Genomic DNA, 21,554 nt, shown 5'->3' on the forward strand with positions numbered 1-21,554 from the left:
CCGGATGCTGGTGGAGCGGATCACCGGGTCCGGCCTCGCCGGGCTGGGCCCTCGGCTGACAACCGCCTACGCCGAGGCCTTCGCGGCCCCGCCCTACGGCTACGACCAGGCCCAGGTGGACCGGGCGATGGCGCGGCTCGGCTTCGCCGCGACCCAGCCGGAGGCGACCGCCGCGCTGGTCAGCGACCCGGACGGCGCGGTGGCCGGCGCCGCCTGGGGCTGGGTGACGCCGCCGGGGCTGCACGGGCCGGACAGCCCGTTCGCCGGCCTGTACGCCCAGATCAGCGACTCGATCGGCGGCGCGGCGGTGGCGGGCGCGTTGCTGCCCGGCCGGTTCGAGCTGGTCGAGCTGTTCACCCGGCCCGCGCACCAGGGCAAGGGGCTGGGCAGGCGGCTGGTCGCCGAGGCGCTCGCCGGGCGGGACGGCTGGCTGCTGGCCTGGCCGTCCGCCCCCGCGTACCAGGCCTACCTGCGCTGGGGCTGGCGGGAGCGCGGCGGCTTCGGGAACAAGCACGGCGAGCGGGTCGCGGTGCTGACCTACGACCACGCTGACCACGGTGGCTGAGCCAGGGTCGTAGGCTGGTGGCATGGGCATCGCGCGCACGGAACGCCGGGAACTCATCGAGCTGTTCACCGCCCTCGGGCCGGACGCGCCGACCCTCTGCGGCGACTGGCGCACCCGGGACCTGGCCGCGCACCTGGTGCTGCGCGAACGCCGCCCGGACGCCGCCCCGGGCATCGCGCTGAGCGTCTTCGCCGGGCACACCCAGCGGGTGCAGGAGGAGTTCGCGGCCAAGCCGTGGGCCGAGCTGCTCGAACTGATCCGCACCGGCCCGCCCTGGTACTCCCCGTTCGGCCTGCCCGGCCTGGAAGACCTGGTCAACGGGGCCGAGTACTTCATCCACCACGAGGACGTCCGCCGCGCCCAGCCGGACTGGGAGCCCAGGGAGCTGGACCAGGAGCCGCTGTGGCGCACGGTCCGGATGTCGGCCAGGCTGACCTACCGCAAGAGCCCGGTCGGGCTGGTGCTGCAGCGGCCGGACGGACAGCGCGCGGTGGTCCGGAAGGGGCCCAGCCCGGTGACCATCGTGGGTGAACCCGCCGAGCTGCTGATGCACTCTTTCGGGCGAGAACAGGCCAGGGTGGAACTCCAGGGCGAGGCCCGCGCGGTGGCCGTGGTGGAGAATCTCGACCGCAGCATGTGACTCGCCGCAGTATTCGCGGCGCGGCATGTGAACTGCCGCGAACGGGGGCCGCGCGGTCAGGGCCGGATGGAAAGCGTTGTAGCGTTTCAGACCATGACCGCATGCCCCACCGCACAACCTGGCCGGCCATTCGGCCAGGTGCTTGTCGCCATGGTGACGCCCTTCGACGCCGCAGGAGCTCTTGACCTCGACGCGGCCCAGAAACTGGCCGCGCACCTGGTCGCCAAGGGCTGCGACGGCCTGGTCCTCAACGGCACCACCGGTGAGTCCCCGACCACCTCCGACGCCGAGAAGTCGCAGCTGGTGCGCGCCGTGGCCGACGCCGTCGGCGACCGCGCCGCGGTGATCAGCGGCGTCGGCACCTATGACACCGCGCACAGCGTGCGCCTGGCCGAGGAAGCCGCCAAGGCCGGCGCGCACGGCCTGCTCGTGGTGACCCCGTACTACTCACGCCCGCCGCAGTCCGGCCTGCTCGCGCACTTCACCGCGGTGGCCGAGGCGACCGAGCTGCCGGTGATGCTCTACGACATCCCGCCGCGCAGCATCGTGCCGATCGAGGTGGACACGCTGCGCAGGCTGGCCGAGCACCCGCGGATCGTCGCGGTCAAGGACGCCAAGGGCGACCTGACCGCGGGCACCGAGGTGATCGCCGGGACCGGGCTGGCGTACTACTCCGGCGACGACATGCTCAACCTGCCCTGGCTCTCCGTCGGCGGCATCGGCTTCGCCAGCGTGATCGGGCACGTGGTGCCGGACCGGCTGCGTCAGCTGCTGACCGCCTACGAGTCCGGCGACGTGGCCGGGGCGCGCGCCGTGCACGTGGGCCTGTTGCCGATCTACGCCGCGTTCGCCAAGCTCGGCGGCGTGATCTTCAGCAAGGCCGCGCTGCGGCTGCAGGGCATCGAGGTCGGCAACCCCAGGTTGCCGTTGCCGCCCGCCACCCCGGAGCAGGTCGAGCTGATCGCGGCGGCAATGCGCGCCGCGGATGTGGAGGTTTCCCGCTAGTGATCGACATCGCGGCAGTGTTGCCCACCAACAAGCCGGGCCCGCTGCCCGACGGCGGACTACGCGTGGTCGCCCTCGGCGGCATCGGCGAGGTCGGCCGGAACATGACCGTCTTCGAGCACGCCGGGCGGATGCTCGTCGTGGACTGCGGAGTGCTCTTCCCCGAGGACGACGCGCCGGGGGTCGACCTGATCCTGCCGGACTTCCGCGCGCTGGAGTCCCGGCTGGACGACATCGACGCGCTGGTGCTCACCCACGGGCACGAGGACCACATCGGCGCGGTGCCGTTCCTGCTCCGGCTGCGCCCGGACCTGCCGGTGGTCGGCTCGCGGTTCACCCTCGCGCTGCTGGCCGCCAAGTGCAAGGAACACCGGCAGAACCCGGTGCTGATCGAGGTGGTGGAGAACGAGCACCGCACCTTCGGGCCGTTCGAGCTGCAGTTCCTCGCGGTGAACCACTCCATCCCGGACGCGCTCGCGGTGGCCATCCGCACCGAGGCCGGGCTGGTGCTGCACACCGGCGACATCAAGCTGGACCAGCTGCCGCTGGACGGCAGGCTCACCGACCTGGCCGGGTTCCACCGGCTCGGCGACGAGGGCGTCGACCTGTTCCTGGTCGACTCCACCAACGCCGAGGTGCCCGGCTTCGTCACCCCGGAACGCCAGATCGGGCCGGTGCTTGACGGCGTGATCGGCAAGGCCAAGCAGCGGGTGATCGTGGCCTGCTTCGCCAGCCACGTGCACCGGGTGCAGCAGGTGCTGGACGTGGCCGCCGCCTACAGCCGCCGGGTCGCGCTGGTCGGCCGGTCGATGGTGCGCAACATGGGCATCGCCGTCGACCTGGGCCTGCTCACCGTGCCGGAAGGGCTGCTGATCGACCTGGACGAGGCGATGCAGCTGCCCGAGGACCAGGTGGTGTTCGTCTCCACCGGGTCGCAGGGCGAGCCGCTGTCCGCGCTGTCCCGGATGGCCCGCGGCGAGCACCGGCACATCAGCATCCGCGCCGGTGACCTGGTGGTGCTGGCCAGCTCGCTCATCCCCGGCAACGAGACCGCGGTCTTCGGCGTGGTCAACGGCCTGGTCCGGCTGGGCGCGCAGGTGGTGCACCAAGGCACGGCGAAGGTGCACGTCTCCGGGCACGCCTCCGCCGGTGAGCTGCTGTACCTGTACAACGCGGTCCGGCCGAGCAACGTGATGCCGGTGCACGGCGAGTGGCGGCACCTGCGCGCCAACGCCGAGCTGGCCACGCTGACCGGGGTGCCGCCGGAACGGGTGGTCATCGCCGAGGACGGCGTGGTGGTCGACCTGGTGGACGGCGCGGCCAGCATCGTCGGCCGGGTCGAGGTCGGCAACGTCTACGTGGACGGCCTGTCGGTGGGCGATGTCGGCGAGTCCACGCTCTCGGACCGGCTGGTGCTGGGCGAGGGCGGGTTCATCGCGATCACGGTCGCGGTGGAGTCGGCCACCGGCCGCGCGGTCGCGCCGCCGACGGTGTCCGGGCGCGGCTTCTCCGACGACCCGAAGGCGCTGGACCAGGTGGTCCCGCTGGTGGAGATGGAGCTGGCGCGCACCGAGGCGGAGAACATCACCGACCCGCACCGCATCGCCCAGTCGGTGCGCCGCGTGGTCGGCCGGTGGGTCGCCGAGACCTACCGCCGCCGCCCGATGATCGTGCCCACCGTCCTGCCGGTGTGACCGGCTAGCAACGCACGCACGCCCCCGGTGCGCTGGTCCCTGACCAGCGCACCGGGGGCGTGGCGCGTCCGGGGAGCTGGGCCAGGACCACACCGGTCAGCAGGACGCCCGCGCCGGCCAGCTGTGGCGCGTTCAGCGTCTCGCCGAGCAGCAGCCAGCCCGGCGGTTTCAGCGCGCTCGGCAGCGCGAGCTGGTCCCACGGCAGCTCCCACGGCGGCGACACCAGGTTCACCGCCACCGCGCCGACCAGGGTGCCCAGCGCGGCCGGCGCCACCGGGTCGCGGCCGGTCACGCCGTGTTCGGAGAGCAGGAAGTATCGGCCGCGCTCCTGGAGCTGACGGCCGAGGGTACGGCGGAGGTCACCGCGTGCTGGTCACAGCTGGTCCGGCGTCCACGGGCTGCGCGTCTCGGTGGGCCGGGTCGGGTCGTGGAACTTCAGCTTGTCCTTGTCCAGCTCGCCGGGGCGGATGCCGATCATGCCCTTGGCGATCGCGCGCATGATCCGGTCCCGCGCGCGGGTGGCGTCGCCGGTCTTGGTCGCGGACAGGTCCGACAGGTCCACCGGCGGGCCGAAGTGCACGCGGAAGGTCGGGCGGTTCTTCACCGCGCGGAACCAGGACATCATCAGCGGCTTGAAGTCCGACCAGCCGGAGACCACCAGCGTGCCCCAGATGACCGCCTCGTGCGCGCCCCACTGGCTCACCGGCAGCACCGGCGCGCCCGAGGCGAGCGCGATCCGGGCCGCGCCGGTCTTGCCGCGCTCCGGCCACAGGCCTGGATCGCGGGAGACCCGGCCCTCCGGGTAGATGAGCAGCGTGTGGCCCTCGCCGAGGGCGTTGACCGCGCTGTCCATGGCCTGGGTGACCGTGGCCTTGCCGCGGTCCACCCGGACATGTCCGCAGCGCCGCCACACCCAGCCGGCGATCGGCGCGTCGAAGATGCCGCCGGTGGACATCAGCGAGGGCGCGATCCCGGCCTTGTGACAAGCCGCGACCAGCACGAAGCCGTCGAAGACGCCGATGTGGTTGGTGGCCAGCAGCACCGGTTGTCCCCGCAGGTCAGCCGGGATCTCCCCGGTGACCACGAGTTTTCCGGTGAGGGCGACGAAGGCGCGGTCCGCGGCCATCAGGGCCCGCCAGAGCCTGGATGACCGACGGGCTGGAGCCGACCGGCGTGTCGGCTCGTCTGGAACCGAATGCAGAGCAACCATGACAGGTGCAGCATCGCACGCCGCCCGACCCTGACACCCCACGACTTCCGAATTCGTCACACCTGCGACTCCTGTGACAGGAGTGACGGCTGTGACGCAGGGGGCGATCCGACTACCGTGTGGAGCATGGCGAACCGAACAGCGGCCTCAAAAAAGGGAGGCGGCGGCTCCTCCCGTGCCCGCGCGAGTTCGTCTAGGTCACGCGGAAAGTCCACGGCCAAGGCGCCCGCTCGGCGTCCCGCGGCCAAGGGCAGGGCCAAGGCCAAGCCGAAGCCCAGCGGCGGCGGCGCGATCACGCGCGGTGTCCGCGGCGGATGGGGCCTGCTGGCCAAGGGGGTCGGCGGCATGGCCCGCGCGGTCGGCCGCACCAAGGAGCTCGACCCCGGCCACCGCCGCGACGGTCTCGCCCTGGTCTTCATCGCCCTGGCCGTGATCGTGGCCGCCGGCGCCTACTGGCACGCCGGTGGACCGGTCGGCCGGTGGGTGGAGATCGGCGTGCGCACCCTGGTCGGCGCCGGAGTGGTGGTGCTGCCGCTGGTGCTGGCCGCGGTCGCGGTGGTGCTGATGCGCTCGGACCCGCAGCCGGAACGCCGCCCCGGCCTGGTGGTCGGCGCGCTGCTGGTCACGCTGCCCGCGCTCGGCCTGCTGCACATCTTCTCCGGCCGCCCGGAGACCCTGGAACAACGCTGGTGGGCCGGTGGCGAACTCGGCTTCCTCGCCGGGAACCCGCTCGCCCAGGGCCTGAGCGCCTGGGTCGCGGTGCCGCTGCTGATGCTCATCGCCGTCTACGGCGTGCTGGTGCTCGACGGCACCCCGGTGCGCGAGGTGCCCAACCGGCTGCGCGAGCTCACCGGCCTGCGCGAGGACGAGGACACCGAGCCCGAGGACGAGCAGGACCTGAACGCCGACCCGGCCGCGGTCCGGCTGCGCCGCCCGTCCCGCCGCCGCCAGGCCGCGATGAGCGAGGACGCCGAGGCCCCGGACTCCGGCCTCGACCTGGTCGCGCCCACGCCCGCCAAACCGGCCCGCCCGGTCAAGGTCGCCGCCGAGCCGCCGCCCCCGGCGAAACCGCAGCAGACCCGCCTGGACCTGGTCCGCGAGGTCGACGGCGACTACCAGCTGCCGCCGATCACCCTGCTCAAGGACGGCGACCCGCCCAAGGCGCGCAGCAAGGCCAACGACTCGATGATCGAGGCCATCACCGGCGTGCTGGAGCAGTTCTCCATCGATGCCCAGGTCGCCGGGTTCACCAGGGGACCGACGGTCACCCGGTACGAGGTCGAGCTCGGGCCGGGCGTGAAGGTCGAGAAGATCACCGCGCTGACCAAGACCATCGCCTACGCGGTGGCCACTGACAACGTGCGGCTGCTCGCGCCGATCCCCGGCAAGTCCGCGGTCGGCATCGAGGTGCCCAACAGCGACCGCGAGATGGTCCGGCTGGGCGATGTGCTCAAGTCCGCCACCGCGGTCGGCGACCAGCACCCGCTGGTGATCGGCCTCGGCAAGGACATCGAGGGCCACATGGTCACCGCGAACCTGGCCAAGATGCCGCACCTGCTGGTCGCGGGCTCCACCGGCTCCGGTAAGTCCAGCTTCGTCAACTCGATGCTGGTCTCGCTGCTCGCGCGGGCCACCCCGGAGGAGGTCAGGATGATCCTGATCGACCCGAAGATGGTGGAGCTGACCCCGTACGAGGGCATCCCGCACCTGATCACGCCCATCATCACCCAGCCGAAGAAGGCCGCCGCCGCGCTGGCCTGGCTGGTCGAGGAGATGGAGCAGCGTTACCAGGACATGCAGGTCAACCGGGTCCGGCACATCGACGACTTCAACGACAAGGTGCGCTCCGGGGAGATCACCGCGCCGCTGGGCAGCGAACGCGTGTACCGGCCCTACCCCTACATCCTGGCCATCGTGGACGAGCTGGCCGACCTGATGATGACCGCGCCGCGTGACGTGGAGGACGCGATCGTGCGGATCACCCAGAAGGCCCGCGCGGCAGGCATCCACCTGGTGCTGGCCACCCAGCGGCCCTCGGTGGACGTGGTCACCGGCCTGATCAAGACCAACGTGCCGTCCCGGCTGGCCTTCGCCACCTCCTCGCTGACCGACTCCAGGGTCATCCTGGACCAGCCGGGCGCGGAGAAGCTGATCGGCATGGGCGACGGGCTGTACCTGCCGATGGGCGCCTCCAGGCCGGTGCGCGTGCAGGGCGCCTACGTCGGTGACGGCGAGATCAACGCGATCGTCAACTTCACCAAGGAACAGGCCCAGCCCGACTACGCCGACAACGTCACCTCGGCCAAGCCCGGCGAGGCCAAGGAGATCGACCCGGACATCGGCGACGACCTGGAACTGCTGGTGCAGGCCACCGAGCTGATCGTGACCAGCCAGTTCGGCTCGACCTCGATGCTGCAGCGCAAGCTCCGGGTCGGCTTCGCCAAGGCAGGGCGGCTGATGGACCTGCTGGAGACCCGCGGCGTGGTCGGCCCGTCCGAGGGCTCCAAGGCCCGGGAGGTGCTGATCAAGCCGGACGAGCTGGACTCGGTGCTGTACCTGCTCCGCGGCGGTGGCGGTCCCGCGCCGGAAGAGGACTGACAAACGCGACGGACCCGGGCCGCGCAGGGAATGCGGCCCGGGTCCGTCGTCGTCAGCGGGGCGGTGGCTCAGGTGCCCCAGCGGCGGACGGCCGCGTAGTACAGGTCGGCGATGCGGTTGCACGCCCAGTTGCCCTTGCAGATGCCGTACAGGTCGGCCTTGAACTTGTTGTCGATGCGGGCCTTGGCGGTGGCGTTCCAGCGGCCCTGCTTCTTGTAGTTGCGGTAGCCGAAGTCGTGGCGGTGGCAGCCGGGAGCGAAGTTGAAGCCCACCGGCTTGTCCGGGGACCAGGAGCAGGCGTCGGAGGACCAGTCGAGCTGGCCGTTGTACGGGCGCTGCCCGCGAATGCTGGAGAACTGGCTCAGCGACTTGCTGAACAGGTAGTCGTCGGTGACCGCCCGGATGTCGACGGCCTGGGCCACGCCGGAACCGGCGAGCAGCCCGAACACGGCGGCGAGGGTGACCAGCGTGCTGGTGAGGACTTTGCGCAACCCGGCAGGGGAATTGCTCACGGTGTACCCCAGTTCTGTGGTGTGAACTACACGTGAGGTTCCTACCGGGCGGTAGCGGCCGCTGGCTGCACTCCGTTCGAAGATTGAGTGAAGACTTGACGGCCCTGTGAGCTGGCTCACTCCATGATCATCGGCGGGCGGTCACAGCTCCAGCAGCATCCGGGTGTTGCCGAGGGTGTTCGGCTTGACGTAGGGCAGGTCCAGGAACTCGGCCACCCCCGCGTCCGGCGAACGCCGGATCTCCTCGTAGATCTCCGGGGTCACCGGCGTGCCCTGGATCTCGACGAAACCGTGCCGCTGGAAGAAGTGCGACTCGAAGGTCAGCACGAAGATCCGCAACAGCCCAAGCTGGTTGGCCACGTCCACCAGCTGGCGCACGATCGCCCCGCCGACGCCCTTGCCGCGCACGCTCGGGTCCACCGCCACCGTGCGGATCTCGGCCAGGTCCTCCCACAGCACGTGCAGGGCGCCACAGCCGACCAGCACCCCGTCCAGCTCCGCGACCCAGAACTCCTGCACCGTCTCGTACAGGTTCACCAGGTCCTTCTCCAGCAGGATGTCCTTGCTCGCGTACAGGTCCACGAGGGCCTTCACGGCCCGCACGTCCCGCGTCCGCGCGCGGCGCACGGTGATCGCGTCACTCACGACAGATGAACGTAATCGTTCCGGCATGAAAAGGCTCCGTCGCGTTCCCCTGAAGTCTTCTTCCTCTCATTACTAGTGCCGCCGACTGGGGCCGGGCCTGCCTGTTGCCAGTGAGCTCGAGGGTGGATCGGACCCTGTCGGGTGCGGGCAAGCAGGTGAACTGACTCACTTTGAGGGCGTATCGTGCGGTTAAATCACAGCAGAAGGCATCTGGGTTCTGGATTGGGGTGGGCAGGTGCTACGGAGCTTCCGGTTGATCAACCATCGCTCGTTCCGGGACGAGCACGAGTTGTCGCTGCTGCCCGCGTACGAGCCCACGGCCGAGGTCGTGCCGGTGGCGGCGGTCTACGGGGCGAACGCCTCCGGCAAGTCGAACCTGCTGAGCGGCCTGCGGTTCATGGCCGCGGCCGTCACGCGTTCGTTCGGGGACTGGCCCGCAGCCGGAGGGGTGCCGCGACGGCCGTTCCGGCTTGATCCCGCCGCGCGGGCGAAGCCCTCCGGGTTCGTGGTGGAGCTGATCTCCGGCGGGGTGCCCTACACCTACGGATTCACCGTGGACGACGTACGGGTCCGTGAGGAGTGGCTGTACAGCTACCCGGAAGGCCGGAAGCGGAAGTTGTTCGAGCGGAACGGGGACACCGTCCGCTTCGGCAGCACCGTGCCGGAACTGCGCGGCAAGCTGGCGGTGCTGGAGGAGCTGACCAGACCCAACGCGCTCTTCCTGAGCCTCGCGGCGCAGTCCAACATCACTCCGTTGCTGCCGGTGCACCGCTGGTTCGCCCAGCACCTGACGTTCCGGCTCACCGAGGCCCCGGCCGGCACGGCTGCCCAGGTGAAGCGTTTCCTGCGGACACACCCCCAGCGCAGGGACCAGCTGGTGGACCTGCTGCGTGCCGCCGACCTCGGTATCTCGGGCATCGCCGAGGATCCGCTCGACGAGCAGGCCGAACACGCGGCGTGGGATGCGGCAGCCGAAACTGAAGTGGCGCTGGCTGCGTTTGTGAAGGCGAGGTCAGCTCGTCCGGCGGGCGACGACGCCGCGTATCGCAACCTCGCCATCGCGCTGGCCGATGCTCAGCATCGCCAAGCGGAACTCTGGGAACTCCGGGAACTCCACCATCGGACACGGAACCGCCTCCAGCTGACCCACGGCGAACTCGGCGAGGTGTTCGACCTCGAAGAGGAGTCCGCGGGGACCCGTTCCTGGCTGGCGCTCCTGCCCACCGTGCTCGTGGCGCTGGCCGAGGGCACCACGCTGGTGGTCGACGAGATCGACACCAGCCTGCATCCCCGGCTTACCGCACGACTGGTCTCGCTGTTCCAAGACCTCAGGACCAACCCCCGCCAGGCGCAGCTGATCTTCACTACGCACGACACCAGCCTGCTCGGCACCATGCTCGGCGAGGAGGTCCTGCGCAGGGACCAGGTCTGGTTCGTGCAGAAGGATTCCGAGGGCGCAAGCACCCTGTACCCGCTGACCGACTTCCACCCGCGCAAGGACGAGAACACCGAACGGCGCTATCTGGGCGGCAGTTACGGCGCGGTGCCGGTGCTGTCCGAACAGGACTTCATCGATGCCGTTCTCCCCGCGAGTCAGTGATCGATGCGGAGGGAGAACGCCAGATCCCGACGGCCGCCGAGCCGTCAGCCCGTCAGCCGGGTGCTCGTGCTCTGTGGCGGCTGCAGCACGGAGAAGAGCTACTTCGACGGCCTCCGCCGGTCCCGGCGCAACCCAGCGGTCACGGTGAAGGTCGTCGGCAAGGGAGTCTCGCCCACCCAGCTGGTCGGCCACGCGGTCAAGTTGCGCGACCAGGCTCCGGGCGCCTTCGACGAGGTCTGGTGCGTGGTCGACGTCGACGACTTCGACATCGACCCGGCGGTCACGGCGGCGGCCTCGGCGGAGGTCAGGATCGCGGTGTCCAACCCCTGCTTCGAGTACTGGCTGCTGCTGCACTTCACCGACCACACCGCGGCGCTGGCCAACTACCAGCAGGTGCTCAAGTGCCTCCGCAAGCACGTGCCCGACTACGACAAGACCGCCCTGGACTTCACGCGGTACGACCGCGGAGTCGAGGACGCGGTACGGCGGGCGTCGGCCGCCGACCCGACCATCGCTGATCACCGGCGCAACCCGTCCAGCGGGGTCTGGCCGCTTGTCCGGAGCATGATTCCGACCTAGTCGGGTGCCAGGGCCCTGCCGTGGACTTGATCATGTCGCCCGGCGGTTACCCTGATCGACGTGTCTTCACCGTCCACCTCCCGCCGGGTCGCGCTGCTCACCCTCGGCTGCGCGCGCAACGAAGTCGACTCCGAAGAGCTGGCAGGCCGCCTGACCTCCGGCGGCTGGGACCTGGTCGACACCGGCGCCGAGGCCGACGGCGGGGCTGAGAACGCCGACGTGATCGTGGTCAACACCTGCGGTTTCGTCGAGGGCGCCAAGAAGGACTCCATCGACATGCTGCTGGCGGCCTCCGACACCGGGGCCAAGGTGGTCGCGGTGGGCTGCTTCGCCGAGCGCTATGGCAAGGAGCTGGCCGACCAGCTGCCCGAGGCCAGCGCGGTGCTGGGCTTCGACCACTACCCCGACCTGGCCGAGCGGCTGGACGACGTGGTGGCCGGGCGCAGCATCGAGTCGCACGTGCCGGTCGACCGGCGCACGCTGCTGCCGATCACCCCGGTGCAGCGCCCGCAGGCCGCGGACCAGGTCTCCGTGCCCGGCCACGGCTGGCTGCCGACCAACGTGCAGCGGCGCCGCCTGGACAACGCGCCGGTGGCCGCGCTGAAGATCGCCTCCGGCTGCGACCGGCGCTGCACCTTCTGCGCCATCCCCTCCTTCCGCGGCGCCTTCGTCTCCCGCACCGCCGAGGAGATCCTGGGCGAGGCCGCCTGGCTGGCCCAGCAGGGCGTCCGCGAGGTCTTCCTGGTCAGCGAGAACTCGACTTCCTACGGCAAGGACCTCGGCGACCTGCGCGCGCTGGAGTCGCTGCTGCCGAGGCTGGCCGCGGTGCCCGGCATCGACCGGGTGCGGGTGTCCTACCTGCAGCCGGCCGAGACCCGGCCCGGCCTGGTCAAGGCGATCGCCACCACGCCGGGCGTGGCCGACTACTTCGACCTGTCCTTCCAGCACTCCAGCGAGTCGGTGCTGCGCCGGATGCGGCGCTTCGGCAACACCGACTCCTTCCTGGACCTGGTGAAGCAGATCCGCGCGCTGTCCCCGGCGGCGGGCATCCGGACCAACGTCATCGTCGGCTTCCCCGGCGAGACCGAGCAGGACCTGGCCGAGCTGGAGCGCTTCCTCACCGAGGCCCAGCTGGACGCGGTCGGCGTGTTCGGCTACTCCGACGAGGACGGCACCGAGGCGGAGAACCTGCCGGACAAGGTCGACCCGGACGTGGTCGGCGAGCGGGTGCACCGGGTCTCCCAGCTGGTCGACGAGCTGATCGCGCAGCGGGCCGAGGACCGGGTGGGCGATGAGGTCGTGGTGCTCATCGAGCACGAGGAGACCGAGGAGATGCACTGCTCCGGCCGGGCCGCGCACCAGGCCCCCGAGGTCGACGGCGAGTGCGTGGTGCACGAACCCGACGGGCTGAAGATCGGCGACCTGGTGCGCTGCCGGGTCATCGCGGCCGAGGGGGTGGACCTGGTGGTGGAGCAGATCGAGGTCCTGCCGCGGAGCGGGACGTGAGCTCTGCCGGTCAGGGAGCTGACCGAGGGGACCACCTGGCGGACCGGGCGCTGCCCGCCGTCCCGATCCTCAACATCGCCAACCTGCTGACCATCTCCCGGCTGGTGCTGGTCCCGGTGTTCATCGTCGCCCTCTTCGCCGGGGGCGGGCACGAGCCGGGCTGGCGCTGGGTGGCCTGGGGGATCTTCGCGCTGGCCGCGATCACCGACCGCATCGACGGGGTGCTGGCCCGCAAGCACGGCCTGGTCACCGACTTCGGCAAGATCGCCGACCCGATCGCAGACAAGGCGCTCACGGGGTCCGCGCTGATCGGGCTGAGCGTGCTCGGCGACCTGCCGTGGTGGGTCACCATTGTCATCCTGGCCCGCGAGCTGGGCATCACGCTGATGCGGTTCTGGGTGATCCGGTTCGCGGTCATCCCGGCCAGCCGCGGCGGCAAGGCCAAGACGCTGGCCCAGGTGGTCGCGATCGGGCTGTACGTGCTGCCGCTGCCGCCGGTGTTCGGACCGCTGCTGTGGATCATGATGGGCCTGGCGCTGGTGCTGACCGTGGGCACCGCGGTCGACTACGTGGTCCAGGCGGTGCGGCTGCGGGCCGGTCGGTGACCGCGGCCGAGGCGCTGGCGCGCACGCTCGTCAGCGCGTTGCGGGCGCGCGGGCAGACGGTGGCCACCGCCGAGTCGCTGACCGCGGGCTTGGTCAGCGCGACCCTCGCCACCGTGCCGGGGGCCAGCGCGGTGCTGCGCGGCGGGCTGGTGGTCTACGCCACCGACCTCAAGCACACCCTGGCCGGAGTCGACGCCGGGCTGCTGGCCGCGCACGGCGCGGTGCATCCCGAGGTGGCCGGTCAGCTGGCCGTCGGCGCCAGGGACCGGTGTGCGGCGACCTGGGGGCTCGGGCTGACCGGGGTGGCCGGGCCGGACCCGCAGGACGGGGTCGGGCCGGGCACCGTGCACCTCGGCTTGGCCGGTCCGGACGGTGTGACGCTGCGCACGATCACCCTGCCCGGCGAGCGTGCCGAGGTGCGGGCGGGCGCGGTCGAGGCCGCCCTGGAGTTGCTCCAGGATGCGCTCGGCGGCCCGGTCGGGGAATGATCGATGGTGAAACCGGCGTTCGCTCTTGGCGAAGTATCCCTGTGATCGCCACTGAGGAGCGTCGCGCTCGGTACCGTGGTCTCCACGGGCCTGGCCGAAAGGAGGCACGCGATGACCGTGCTGCTGCGTGAGGCGATCGGCGAGCGGTTGCGCCGTACCCGCACCGCCCAACGTCGGACGCTTCGCGAGGTGTCCCGGCTCGCGCGTGTGAGCCTCGGCTACCTCTCCGAAGTGGAACGTGGGCGCAAGGAAGCGTCCAGCGAGCTGCTGGCGTCGATCTGTGACGCACTCGACTTACCCCTGTCCGACCTACTGGGCGAGGTCGCCGCGGATGTCCGCCTCGGCGAGTTCACCGTGCCGGACACGGTGCCCGACGCCGTGGCCGCCGCGGAGCGCGCGCCCAGCCGGGCCGGCGCCGGGGAATCCGGCTTCAGCGGTGGTCGCCTGGTGACCTCCGCGCTGGGCGAGGAGCTGACCGAGCTGCGGCTCCAGCCGCTGCTGCGGCACCAGCTCAACGCCCCGATCAGCGGGCCGCACGTCTCCGCTGGGGTCGTGGTCGCGGCCTGAACCGCGTACGCCGAGTCATCCGCCAGGCTGAGATCCGTCTCAGCCTGGCGGTGTCATTTGCGTTGAGTCGGGCCGGTGCGCATTCGAACGAGGGTATAAAAGGCGTACGCCCCTGATACCGGGCCTGCTCAGGTGGACCCTTGACTTGATCAGGGAGGACCCTGACTTCCACGGGGGTCAGTGGAACGGCGTGGCGGTACCTGACACGATGGAACCCAGCACTGGGTTGAGCGCCGGTCACCTCCTGTGTGTGGGGGACGGGTCGCACAGAGAAGGCAGGCGGAGGAGATGGCCAACGCGTTCGTGAAGTTCTGGAAGTACCTCATGGCGGCGTTCTCGTCGAAGATCGACGAACACGCCGACCCGAAGGTACAGATTCAGCAGGCCATCGAGGAAGCGCAGCGTCAGCACCAGGCCCTGTCCCAGCAGGCTGCGGCGGTGATCGGCAACCAGCGTCAGCTGGAGATGAAGCTGAACCGCCAGCTGGGCGAGGTCGAGAAGTTGCAAGCTTCCGCGCGGCAGGCACTGGTCCTCGCCGACCAGGCCCGCGCCGCCGGTGACCTGAAGAAGGCACAGGAGTACGAGGACACCGCACAGGCGTTCGCCACCCAGCTGGTCACCGCCGAGCAGTCGGTGGAGGACCTCAAGGGCATGCACGACCAGGCGATCGGCGCCGCGGGCCAGGCCAAGCAGGCCGTGGAGCGCAACGCCATGGTGCTCCAGCAGAAGATCGCCGAGCGGACCAAGCTGCTCAGCCAGCTGGAGCAGGCGAAGATGCAGGAGCAGGTGTCCAGCTCGCTGCGGCAGATGACCGAGCTGGCCGCGCCGAGCAACACGCCGTCGCTGGAAGAGGTGCGCGAGAAGATCGAGCGCCGCTACGCGACCGCGCTGGGTTCGGCCGAGCTGGCGCAGAACTCCATCCAGGGCCGGATGCTGGAGGTGCAGCAGTCCACTGTGGACATGGCTGGCGCCTCCCGGCTGGAGCAGCTGCGGGCATCCATGCGGGGCGGTCCGGTCGCGGGTGAGGTCACCTCGGGGCAGCAGGCGGCAGCGCCGGCTCCTGCTCCGCAGCAGCAGACCGCCCCGTACCAGAACCCGCAGGGTCAGGCCTGAGGTAGCCGGTGACGTCGCCACGGGACGAGCTGCGCCGCCACGTAGGCGCACTGGTCAACCAGCAGCTGAGCGGGCCGATGGACAAGGTCCGGCGCAAGGTGGCCGCGTGGCAGGATCCGCGCGCGAAGTTGCTGCGGCGGCGCCGGCGGGCCTCGCGCTCGCTGGCCTTCCGCTCCACGCTGGCGGCGCTCACCGGCGGGGTGGCCTTCTTCATCGGCGGCAACCCTGCCGTGCTGGAGTGGTCGGAGATCGGCTTCGGCTCGGTGGCGGTGCTCTCCGCCGCGGGCGCGGTGAGCGCTGGGGTGAAGTCGATCCGGCTGCACCGCACGCCACTGCCCGCGGCGGCCGCGCCACCACCGCCGCCGTTGCCGCCTTCGGGCTCGATGGCGCGCGAACCCATGCAGCGGCTGGCCACGGCCGAGTCGAACCTCGACGAGCTGCTGCGCCAGTTGTCCGCTCCGCACAACGGCCTCGCGCCGCTGTCGCTGGAGACGGTCGAGTACTCCAGGGCCACCGCCGCGGAGGCCGCCTCGGCGGTGCGTGCGGTGGCCCAGCAACTCCGGGCGGTCGAGCTGGCGCGGGACTCCGCGCCCGCGTTGGAGCGCGGTCATCTCGCCGATGAGGTCCGCCGCCTGCGCAACGAGTTGGACGAGGGTGTCGACGGCTACTGCGGCCTGGTGGCCACCGCGGGACGGGCGGTTGCCGCGAGCAGCACGGCCGCGCCGCGACAGGCGCTGGAAGATGCCACCGACCACCTCGCCGGACTGGCCGCCGCGTTACGCGAACTGGCGGGCGGCCGGTCCTGAACCGGCGGCACGGCTCCCCGTGGACCTCACGGGGAGTAGTTTTGTTCCGCTGAAAAGCGGCACAGCTGGGAAATGTTTCGTGCAAACGTGTGATATCGGCGCGTCTGTTCGACCATTCCTTCTACGTCGCGTGGCAGTATCCCTCGCACGAACGGGAGCGCTGGGAGGGGATCGTGGCGCTGTGGACCCTGCACGGCGATGGCCGTCGGGTACAGGACGGTGCCATGGTGGCGCCGGAGGAGCGGCTCAACTGGTTCCTGACCATCGGCTTTGGCGTGCAACACGTCATGGTGATGTTCGGCGCGACCATGTTGGTGCCGCTGTTCACCGGTTTTCCGCCAACGACGACGCTGTTCTTTTCCGGGTTCGGCACACTGCTGTTCCTGCTGATCACCCGTAATCGAGTGCCCAGTTACCTGGGTTCCTCGTTCGCGTTCGTGGCCCCGTTGACGGCGGCGCTGATGCAGAACGTGCCGATGGCCGCGCGCGTGGGCGGCGTGCTGGTCGCCGGCATCCTGATGGTGGTCATCGGCATCGCGGTGAAGGCGCTGGGCGCGCGACTGCTGGAGTCGCTGATGCCGCCGGTGGTCACCGGCGCGGTGGTGATCGTGATCGGGCTGAACCTGTCCCGGCACGCGACCACCCCGTTCCAGAGCCAGCCGAGCCTGGCCGTGGTCACCTTCCTGACCATCCTGTTCGTCGGCGTGGTGCTGCGTGGCATGCCCTCCCGCGCCGCGGTGCTGGTGGGCCTGCTGGTCGGCTGGGTGCTGGCCGCCTACAACGGCGAGCTGCACCCGGTCCGGCTGGAGCGGGTGGCGATGGAGCCCTGGTTCGGACTGCCCGACTTCCACACCCCGGAGTTCCGGCCCGAGGTGGTCATCGCGGTGCTGCCCGCGGTGGTGGTGCTGGTCGCGGAGAACGTCGGCCACCTCAAGGCGGTGGCCGCGGTGACCGGCCGGGACCTGGACGGCTCCGCGGGCGACGTGCTCATCGGCAACGGCCTGGCCACCGCGCTGGCCGGGATCGGCGGCGGCTCGGCGACCACGACCTACGCCGAGAACATCGGCGTGATGACCGCGACCCGGATGTACTCCACGGCGGCGCACGTGGTGGCCGCGCTGGTGGCCATCGTGCTGTCGTTCTCGCCAAAGCTGGGCGCGATGATCAACACCGTGCCCGCGGGCGTGGTCGGCGGCGCCAGCCTGGTGCTCTACGGCCTGATCGGCCTGGTCGGCGTCCGGATCTGGCTGGACGCCAAGATCGACCTGACCGACCCGGTGAACCTGATGGTCGGCGGCGCCGCGCTGGTCGCCGGGATCGGCGAGCTGCAGCTCAAGCTCGGCGACGTGGAACTGGGCGGGATCGCCTGGGGCACCATCGTGATCGTGGTGCTGCACCCGCTGCTGCGCTGGCTGCGCGGGCTCACCCACCGCAACGAGCAGCCGGCGACGAAGCGGCCGGGGAGCAGGGAGACCAGGCAGCCCGGCGCCAAGGACAAGGGCGGCCAGGACACCGCCGAGGGCACGAGCGCCGGTTAGTCAGGAGCGCAGGTAGGCACAAGCGCCGGTTAGTCAGGAGCGCAGGTAGACACAAGCGCCGGTCAGGCCGGGGCGCCGGGTGTGAACAGCGGCGTTGGTCAGGGCCGCGGTCAGCGTCCGCGCAGAACCAGTTCGGCCGGATCCAGGGTGAGCGGGAACGGGCGCGAGATCGTCGTCTCGGTGCCCGCCGGCGCGGTCAGGGTGTGCGTGTACTGGCCGCGGCGCAGTTCCGAGGTGATCAGGTGCGGGGTGCGCTCCAGCTCCAGCCGCCAGTAGACCGGGATGCTGGCCTCGGCGTAGAGCTGCGGTTTGATGATCCGGTCCTGCGGGTGCGTGGACGGGCTGACGATCTCGACCACGGCGCGGACCTCGGTCGCGGGATAGCGGGCCGGGTCGGTGTCGGCGTAGTCGCCGTTGACCACCACGATGTCCGGCACGGCCAGCCGCCCGCCGGGGATGACCACGTTGACCGCTTCGAGGATCTCCACGTCCGCGCCCGCCTGCCTGGCGGCCCGCTCCAACAGGTTCGCCAAGGCGCGGGAGGCGCGCTGGTGGCGGGTGCCCGGGGCTGGGCTCACCGTGAGGACTCCAGGGGTGAGCAGCTCGTAGCGAGTGTGGTTGCCGCTGTCGGGCAGGGCCTCGATGTCCTCGATGGTCCACGGACCGACATGCCGGACGAAGGCGACACTCACGGGCTCCCTCCCTCCAGCTCGGGGTCGACTGCCTCCAGTGTGGCATCAGGCTGGCAGCGGGGACAGTGGTACGTGACCCTGGGCATCCCGTAACTCTCCTGCTCACCGACCCGCACCGGCCCACCGCAGCGCAGGCAGCCGGCCCGCCCCCGCTCGAACACCCAGTGGCCGGCCGCGCCGAGCCTGCCGGTGGTGGACTGCTCGGGACGCAGCCGGTTGCGGAAGAGCAGGCGGCGGCACAGCCGGACCGCGGCCCGCGCGTCGACCGCGCCCACCGGTGACCACGGGGAGACGCCGAGCAGGAAGCAGACCTCGGCCTTGTACAGGTTGCCGACCCCGGCCAGCACCCGCTGGTCCAGCAGCGCCGTGCCCAGCTCGCGGGCCGGGTCGGCGGTCAGGCGGCGCACTGCCTCGTCCTCCATCGCCTGGTCCCAGTCCGGGGACAGCAGGTCCGGGCCCAGGTGGCCGATGAGGGTGTGCTCCTCGGCGGTGGGCACCAGGGCCAGGTCGTGCAGGCGGAAGCCGACGGCGACCCGATCCTGGGTGGTCAGCAGCGCGCGGACCTGGTGCGCGGGGCCGCGCCAGCGCTCGCCGGGGCGGTAGAGGTGCCAGCTGCCGTCCATCCGGAAGTGGGTGTGCAGCGTGGTCTTGTCATCGAAGCGGAACAGCAGGTGCTTGCCTGCCGAACGCACCGAGAGCACCGTGCGGCCGCCCAGGTCGGCCGCGGCGAAGTCCGGGTGCCGCAGCTCGCCGCGAGTGAGCACCTGACCGCGCAGGGCCTCGTCGAGGCGCTGGGCGGCCAGGAAGACCGTGTCGCCCTCGGGCACCTACGGTCCCTGCAACGCCAGCCGCAGGCCGAGGCCGAGCAGGATGGTCGCGGTCAGCCGGTCCAGCCAGGTGCGCACCCGGCGTTTGGTCAGCCAGCGGCGGGCGCTGCCGGCGACGCCGACCAGCACGAACTGCCAGAGGAAACCCAGGCCGACGTGGATGAGCACGAGCAGCGCGGCCCAGCCGGTGTTCGGCCCGGTCGCGGGCAGGAACTGGGGCAGCAGGCTCAGGTAGAACACGCCGACCTTGGGGTTGAGCAGGTTGGTCAGCAGACCGGAGCGCAGCGCCCGCCAGCCACCCGCCACGGGTGCCGGGGGCGGTTCGACCTCGGTGTCCTGGCCCAGGTGGCGGTCCCGCCAGGAGCGCCACAGCGCGGACCCGCCGAGCCACACCAGGTAGACCGCGCCCGCCAGGCGCAGCAGGTTGTAGCCGAGCTCCGAGGCGCGCAGCAGCGCGGTGATGCCCGCGATGCTCGCCGCGCCCCAGACCAGGCAGCCCAGGGTGATGCCCAGGCCGGTGGCCAGGCCGGTGCGGCGGCCGCCGACGAGCACCGAGCGCAGGATCAGCATGGTGTCCAGGCCGGGGGTGACCACCAGGACCAGCGCGGCCACGCAGTAGGCCAGGAGGATCTCGCCGCTCATTCGGCGTCCTGCTCCACCAGCTCACGACCGGCGGCTAGCTCCTCGCCCTCGGCGATCTCGGCGTCCAGTTCGCGACGGGCGCGGGCGTTCGCGCTGCGCGCCGAGCGCAGCACCCTGGCCAGCAGGAGGTTGAAGGCGAGCGCGACCTCGCGGGCGCCGGGGGTGCCCCACTGGTGGATCGGCATGCACGCGCCCTGCGCCTGCTGCACGGCCAGCCGGTCCGGCAGGGACACCGGCATGACCAGCGGGCCGAAGATCTCGCGCAGCTCCTCGATGCGGAACTGGTGCTCGTGCGAGCGAGGCCGCACCCGGTTGACCACCACGCCCAGCGGCTGCAGTTCGGGGTTGTTCTCCTCGCGCTCGTTCTGCACCGCCTCGAAGGCGCGCTGCACCCCGGAGACGGCGAAGATGGTCGGCTCGGTGACCAGCATCGCGCGGTCGGCGGCCACCAGCGCGGATCGGGTCAGCTGACCAAGCGAGGGCGGGCAGTCCAGCAGCACCAGCTGGTAGGGCAGCTCGTCCTCGGCCATCAGCTCCTGCACCCGGTCCAGCACCGCGCCCAGCCGGTTCAGCTGGGCCAGGGTCGGGTTGGGCTGGTTGATCAGCTCCGCTTCCTCGGCGCCGACCAGGACGTCGACCTCCTCGCCCCAGGCGCTGGGGGCGATCGCGGACCGCACGGCCGACTTGGTGGGATTCTTCAGGACGTCGACGAGGGAGGACTCGGTCTCCTCCGGCTCCAGCGCCGAGGTGGCGTTGCACTGGGGATCAAGATCGATCACCAGGGTGCGCACCCCGCGCCGCATCGCTGCTGAGGCGAGCCCCAGCACCACCGTCGTCTTGCCGACCCCACCCTTGAGGCTCAACACCGCGACCGTATGCACGGGTGCAGCCTACGGGTTTGTCGAATCAAGGTCTTGTAGCCCGTTTCGGGACTCCTGTGCCAGGCCGATTAGGGTGCGGCTATGCGATCCGACGCCGTGCACCGTGTGCTGGAGGCCGAGCTGGCCGCGGTCCGGGACCGAGGGGTCAGCGCGCCCCGTGTGCTGGATGTCGGCGGTGGCAGCGGAGTGTGGGCGGTGCCGCTGGCCGCGGCCGGGTGCCTGGTCACGGTGGTCGAGCCCAGCCCCAACGCGCTGGCCACCCTGCAGCGCCGCGCGCAGGAGGCCGGGGTGGCCGACCGGGTGGCCTCGGTGCAGGGCGATGTGGACTTCCTCGGCGACGTGGTCGAGCCCGGCGGGGCGGACCTGGTGCTCGGGCACGGACTGCTGGAGCACGTGGACGACGTGACCGCGGCGATGGCCGCGCTGGCCGCGGCGGCGGTGCCGGGCGGGGTGGTCTCGGTGCTGGTGGCCAACCGGTACGCGGCGCTGGTCGGGCGGGCGCTGGCCGGGCGGCTGACCGAGGCACGGCGGCTGCTGGACGACCCGGACGGCCGGGTCGGGCCCGCGGACCAGCTGCAGCGCCGCTTCGACGCGGACAGCCTCGGCGAGCTGCTCGCCGGGGCCGGCCTCGCGGTCGAGGTGCTGCAGGGCGACGGCGTGCTCGCCGACCTGGTGCCGGGGGCGGTGCTGGACGCGACGCCGGGTGCGGCGGAGGCGCTGGCCGAGCTGGAGCTGGCGGCCGCGGGACGTCCGCCGCTGCGGGACCTGGCGACCCGGCTGCACGCGGTCGGGCGGCGTTGAGTTCGGTCGGACGGCGCTGAGCGCGGTGCGCGCGGAAAAC

Annotated in this window: 23 protein-coding genes; 15 read left to right on the plus strand and 8 right to left on the minus strand. The window is 71.4% G+C overall.

The genetic code is table 11. The annotated features are described in order from the left end of the window. The first annotated feature begins 4 nt into the window (after positions 1–4). From ACWDY5_RS18340 to ACWDY5_RS18355, 4 genes are all read left to right on the plus strand, one after another. Positions 5–565: an N-acetyltransferase family protein gene (locus tag ACWDY5_RS18340; protein WP_449723372.1), complete on the plus strand. Its 561-nt coding sequence runs from the start codon at positions 5–7 to the stop codon at positions 563–565. Positions 566–587: 22 nt separating this feature from the next. Further along, positions 588–1,205: a TIGR03085 family metal-binding protein gene (locus ACWDY5_RS18345; protein WP_449723373.1), complete on the plus strand. Its 618-nt coding sequence runs from the start codon at positions 588–590 to the stop codon at positions 1,203–1,205. Positions 1,206–1,298: 93 nt separating this feature from the next. After that, positions 1,299–2,210 carry a 4-hydroxy-tetrahydrodipicolinate synthase gene (dapA, locus tag ACWDY5_RS18350; RefSeq protein WP_449723374.1) on the plus strand — a complete coding sequence of 304 codons (912 nt, stop codon included), beginning with the start codon at positions 1,299–1,301 and terminating at the stop codon, positions 2,208–2,210. Continuing rightward, positions 2,210–3,904, plus strand: a complete 1,695-nt coding sequence (locus ACWDY5_RS18355; protein WP_449723375.1) for a ribonuclease J — start codon at positions 2,210–2,212, stop codon at positions 3,902–3,904. The genes dapA and ACWDY5_RS18355 overlap by 1 nt, the downstream gene beginning before the upstream one ends. 4 nt (positions 3,905–3,908) lie before the next feature. Here the strand turns inward: ACWDY5_RS18355 and ACWDY5_RS18360 are convergent, their stop codons facing one another. Next, positions 3,909–4,196: a hypothetical protein gene (locus tag ACWDY5_RS18360; RefSeq protein WP_449723376.1), complete on the minus strand. Its 288-nt coding sequence runs from the start codon at positions 4,194–4,196 to the stop codon at positions 3,909–3,911. An 81-nt stretch (positions 4,197–4,277) separates the two neighbouring features. Beyond that, positions 4,278–5,114, minus strand: coding sequence for a lysophospholipid acyltransferase family protein (locus ACWDY5_RS18365; RefSeq protein ID WP_449723377.1), 837 nt, complete (start codon positions 5,112–5,114; stop codon positions 4,278–4,280). Between the two features lie 126 nt (positions 5,115–5,240). Between ACWDY5_RS18365 and ACWDY5_RS18370 the strand changes: the two genes are divergently transcribed. Then, the gene (locus tag ACWDY5_RS18370) at positions 5,241–7,712 is read left to right on the plus strand and encodes a DNA translocase FtsK (RefSeq protein ID WP_449723378.1); all 2,472 of its coding nucleotides are present in this window, start codon (positions 5,241–5,243) and stop codon (positions 7,710–7,712) included. Positions 7,713–7,780: 68 nt separating this feature from the next. Here the strand turns inward: ACWDY5_RS18370 and ACWDY5_RS18375 are convergent, their stop codons facing one another. Together ACWDY5_RS18375 and ACWDY5_RS18380 are read right to left on the minus strand one after the other, a co-directional pair. After that, entirely contained in the window at positions 7,781–8,224 is a 444-nt protein-coding gene (locus tag ACWDY5_RS18375; protein WP_374213065.1) for a phospholipase, read from the minus strand. 141 nt (positions 8,225–8,365) lie between these two features. Then, the gene (locus tag ACWDY5_RS18380) at positions 8,366–8,896 is read right to left on the minus strand and encodes an amino-acid N-acetyltransferase (protein WP_252480777.1); all 531 of its coding nucleotides are present in this window, start codon (positions 8,894–8,896) and stop codon (positions 8,366–8,368) included. Positions 8,897–9,122: 226 nt separating this feature from the next. On the opposite strand from ACWDY5_RS18380, the gene ACWDY5_RS18385 reads away from it, so the two are divergent. The 9 genes from ACWDY5_RS18385 to ACWDY5_RS18425 all read left to right on the plus strand — a co-directional run bounded on the left by ACWDY5_RS18385 (position 9,123) and on the right by ACWDY5_RS18425 (position 17,671). Then, positions 9,123–10,469, plus strand: coding sequence for an AAA family ATPase (locus tag ACWDY5_RS18385; RefSeq protein WP_449723379.1), 1,347 nt, complete (start codon positions 9,123–9,125; stop codon positions 10,467–10,469). Between the two features lie 60 nt (positions 10,470–10,529). Continuing rightward, positions 10,530–11,048 carry an RloB family protein gene (locus ACWDY5_RS18390; RefSeq protein ID WP_449723380.1) on the plus strand — a complete coding sequence of 173 codons (519 nt, stop codon included), beginning with the start codon at positions 10,530–10,532 and terminating at the stop codon, positions 11,046–11,048. A gap of 60 nt (positions 11,049–11,108) precedes the next feature. Then, on the plus strand, positions 11,109–12,554 hold the full coding sequence (gene rimO, locus ACWDY5_RS18395; RefSeq protein WP_449723381.1) for a 30S ribosomal protein S12 methylthiotransferase RimO: 1,446 nt from the start codon (positions 11,109–11,111) through the stop codon (positions 12,552–12,554). Beyond that, positions 12,551–13,159 carry a CDP-diacylglycerol--glycerol-3-phosphate 3-phosphatidyltransferase gene (pgsA, locus tag ACWDY5_RS18400; protein WP_449723382.1) on the plus strand — a complete coding sequence of 203 codons (609 nt, stop codon included), beginning with the start codon at positions 12,551–12,553 and terminating at the stop codon, positions 13,157–13,159. The genes rimO and pgsA overlap by 4 nt, the downstream gene beginning before the upstream one ends. Next, the gene (locus tag ACWDY5_RS18405) at positions 13,156–13,647 is read left to right on the plus strand and encodes a CinA family protein (protein ID WP_449723383.1); all 492 of its coding nucleotides are present in this window, start codon (positions 13,156–13,158) and stop codon (positions 13,645–13,647) included. The genes pgsA and ACWDY5_RS18405 overlap by 4 nt, the downstream gene beginning before the upstream one ends. Positions 13,648–13,758: 111 nt before the next feature. Next, positions 13,759–14,214 carry a helix-turn-helix domain-containing protein gene (locus ACWDY5_RS18410; protein WP_449723384.1) on the plus strand — a complete coding sequence of 152 codons (456 nt, stop codon included), beginning with the start codon at positions 13,759–13,761 and terminating at the stop codon, positions 14,212–14,214. Between the two features lie 288 nt (positions 14,215–14,502). Further along, positions 14,503–15,327, plus strand: a complete 825-nt coding sequence (locus ACWDY5_RS18415) for a PspA/IM30 family protein (protein ID WP_252480781.1) — start codon at positions 14,503–14,505, stop codon at positions 15,325–15,327. A gap of 8 nt (positions 15,328–15,335) precedes the next feature. Then, positions 15,336–16,133 (plus strand): phage shock envelope stress response protein PspM, encoded by a 798-nt coding sequence (gene pspM, locus ACWDY5_RS18420; RefSeq protein ID WP_449723385.1) that lies wholly within the window; start codon positions 15,336–15,338, stop codon positions 16,131–16,133. Between the two features lie 89 nt (positions 16,134–16,222). Continuing rightward, complete coding sequence (locus ACWDY5_RS18425; protein ID WP_449723386.1) at positions 16,223–17,671, plus strand: uracil-xanthine permease family protein; 1,449 nt, start codon at positions 16,223–16,225, stop codon at positions 17,669–17,671. A 110-nt stretch (positions 17,672–17,781) separates the two neighbouring features. Here ACWDY5_RS18425 and ACWDY5_RS18430 read toward each other — a convergent pair whose 3' ends face one another. From ACWDY5_RS18430 to ACWDY5_RS18445, 4 genes are read right to left on the minus strand one after another with little or no spacing between them, the layout of a single operon-like run. Next, positions 17,782–18,363, minus strand: a complete 582-nt coding sequence (locus ACWDY5_RS18430) for a Uma2 family endonuclease (RefSeq protein ID WP_449723387.1) — start codon at positions 18,361–18,363, stop codon at positions 17,782–17,784. Continuing rightward, positions 18,360–19,190 carry a DNA-formamidopyrimidine glycosylase family protein gene (locus ACWDY5_RS18435; RefSeq protein WP_449723388.1) on the minus strand — a complete coding sequence of 277 codons (831 nt, stop codon included), beginning with the start codon at positions 19,188–19,190 and terminating at the stop codon, positions 18,360–18,362. The genes ACWDY5_RS18430 and ACWDY5_RS18435 overlap by 4 nt, the downstream gene beginning before the upstream one ends. Beyond that, positions 19,191–19,832 carry a LysE family translocator gene (locus ACWDY5_RS18440; RefSeq protein WP_449723389.1) on the minus strand — a complete coding sequence of 214 codons (642 nt, stop codon included), beginning with the start codon at positions 19,830–19,832 and terminating at the stop codon, positions 19,191–19,193. It lies immediately after the preceding gene. Beyond that, positions 19,829–20,713 carry a ParA family protein gene (locus ACWDY5_RS18445; protein ID WP_449723390.1) on the minus strand — a complete coding sequence of 295 codons (885 nt, stop codon included), beginning with the start codon at positions 20,711–20,713 and terminating at the stop codon, positions 19,829–19,831. Before ACWDY5_RS18445 ends, ACWDY5_RS18440 begins: the two co-directional genes overlap by 4 nt. A gap of 81 nt (positions 20,714–20,794) precedes the next feature. Here ACWDY5_RS18445 and ACWDY5_RS18450 point away from each other — a divergent pair, with 81 nt between their 5' ends. After that, positions 20,795–21,514 (plus strand): class I SAM-dependent methyltransferase, encoded by a 720-nt coding sequence (locus ACWDY5_RS18450; protein ID WP_449723391.1) that lies wholly within the window; start codon positions 20,795–20,797, stop codon positions 21,512–21,514. Positions 21,515–21,554: the final 40 nt, after the last annotated feature.

It is taken from the genome of Crossiella sp. NPDC003009 (genome assembly GCF_053591555.1).

Excerpts from the sequence above, each read along its gene's own strand:
- ACWDY5_RS18450 (WP_449723391.1), top strand. The coding sequence starts at position 20,795 with ATGCGATCCGACGCCGTGCACCGTGTGCTGGAGGCCGAGCTGGCCGCG.
- ACWDY5_RS18440 (WP_449723389.1), bottom strand. The coding sequence starts at position 19,832 with ATGAGCGGCGAGATCCTCCTGGCCTACTGCGTGGCCGCGCTGGTCCTG.
- ACWDY5_RS18380 (WP_252480777.1), bottom strand. The coding sequence starts at position 8,896 with ATGCCGGAACGATTACGTTCATCTGTCGTGAGTGACGCGATCACCGTG.
- ACWDY5_RS18370 (WP_449723378.1), top strand. The coding sequence starts at position 5,241 with ATGGCGAACCGAACAGCGGCCTCAAAAAAGGGAGGCGGCGGCTCCTCC.
- ACWDY5_RS18345 (WP_449723373.1), top strand. The coding sequence starts at position 588 with ATGGGCATCGCGCGCACGGAACGCCGGGAACTCATCGAGCTGTTCACC.
- ACWDY5_RS18340 (WP_449723372.1), top strand. The coding sequence starts at position 5 with ATGCTGGTGGAGCGGATCACCGGGTCCGGCCTCGCCGGGCTGGGCCCT.
- ACWDY5_RS18365 (WP_449723377.1), bottom strand. The coding sequence starts at position 5,114 with ATGGTTGCTCTGCATTCGGTTCCAGACGAGCCGACACGCCGGTCGGCT.
- dapA (WP_449723374.1), top strand. The coding sequence starts at position 1,299 with ATGACCGCATGCCCCACCGCACAACCTGGCCGGCCATTCGGCCAGGTG.
- ACWDY5_RS18410 (WP_449723384.1), top strand. The coding sequence starts at position 13,759 with ATGACCGTGCTGCTGCGTGAGGCGATCGGCGAGCGGTTGCGCCGTACC.
- ACWDY5_RS18415 (WP_252480781.1), top strand. The coding sequence starts at position 14,503 with ATGGCCAACGCGTTCGTGAAGTTCTGGAAGTACCTCATGGCGGCGTTC.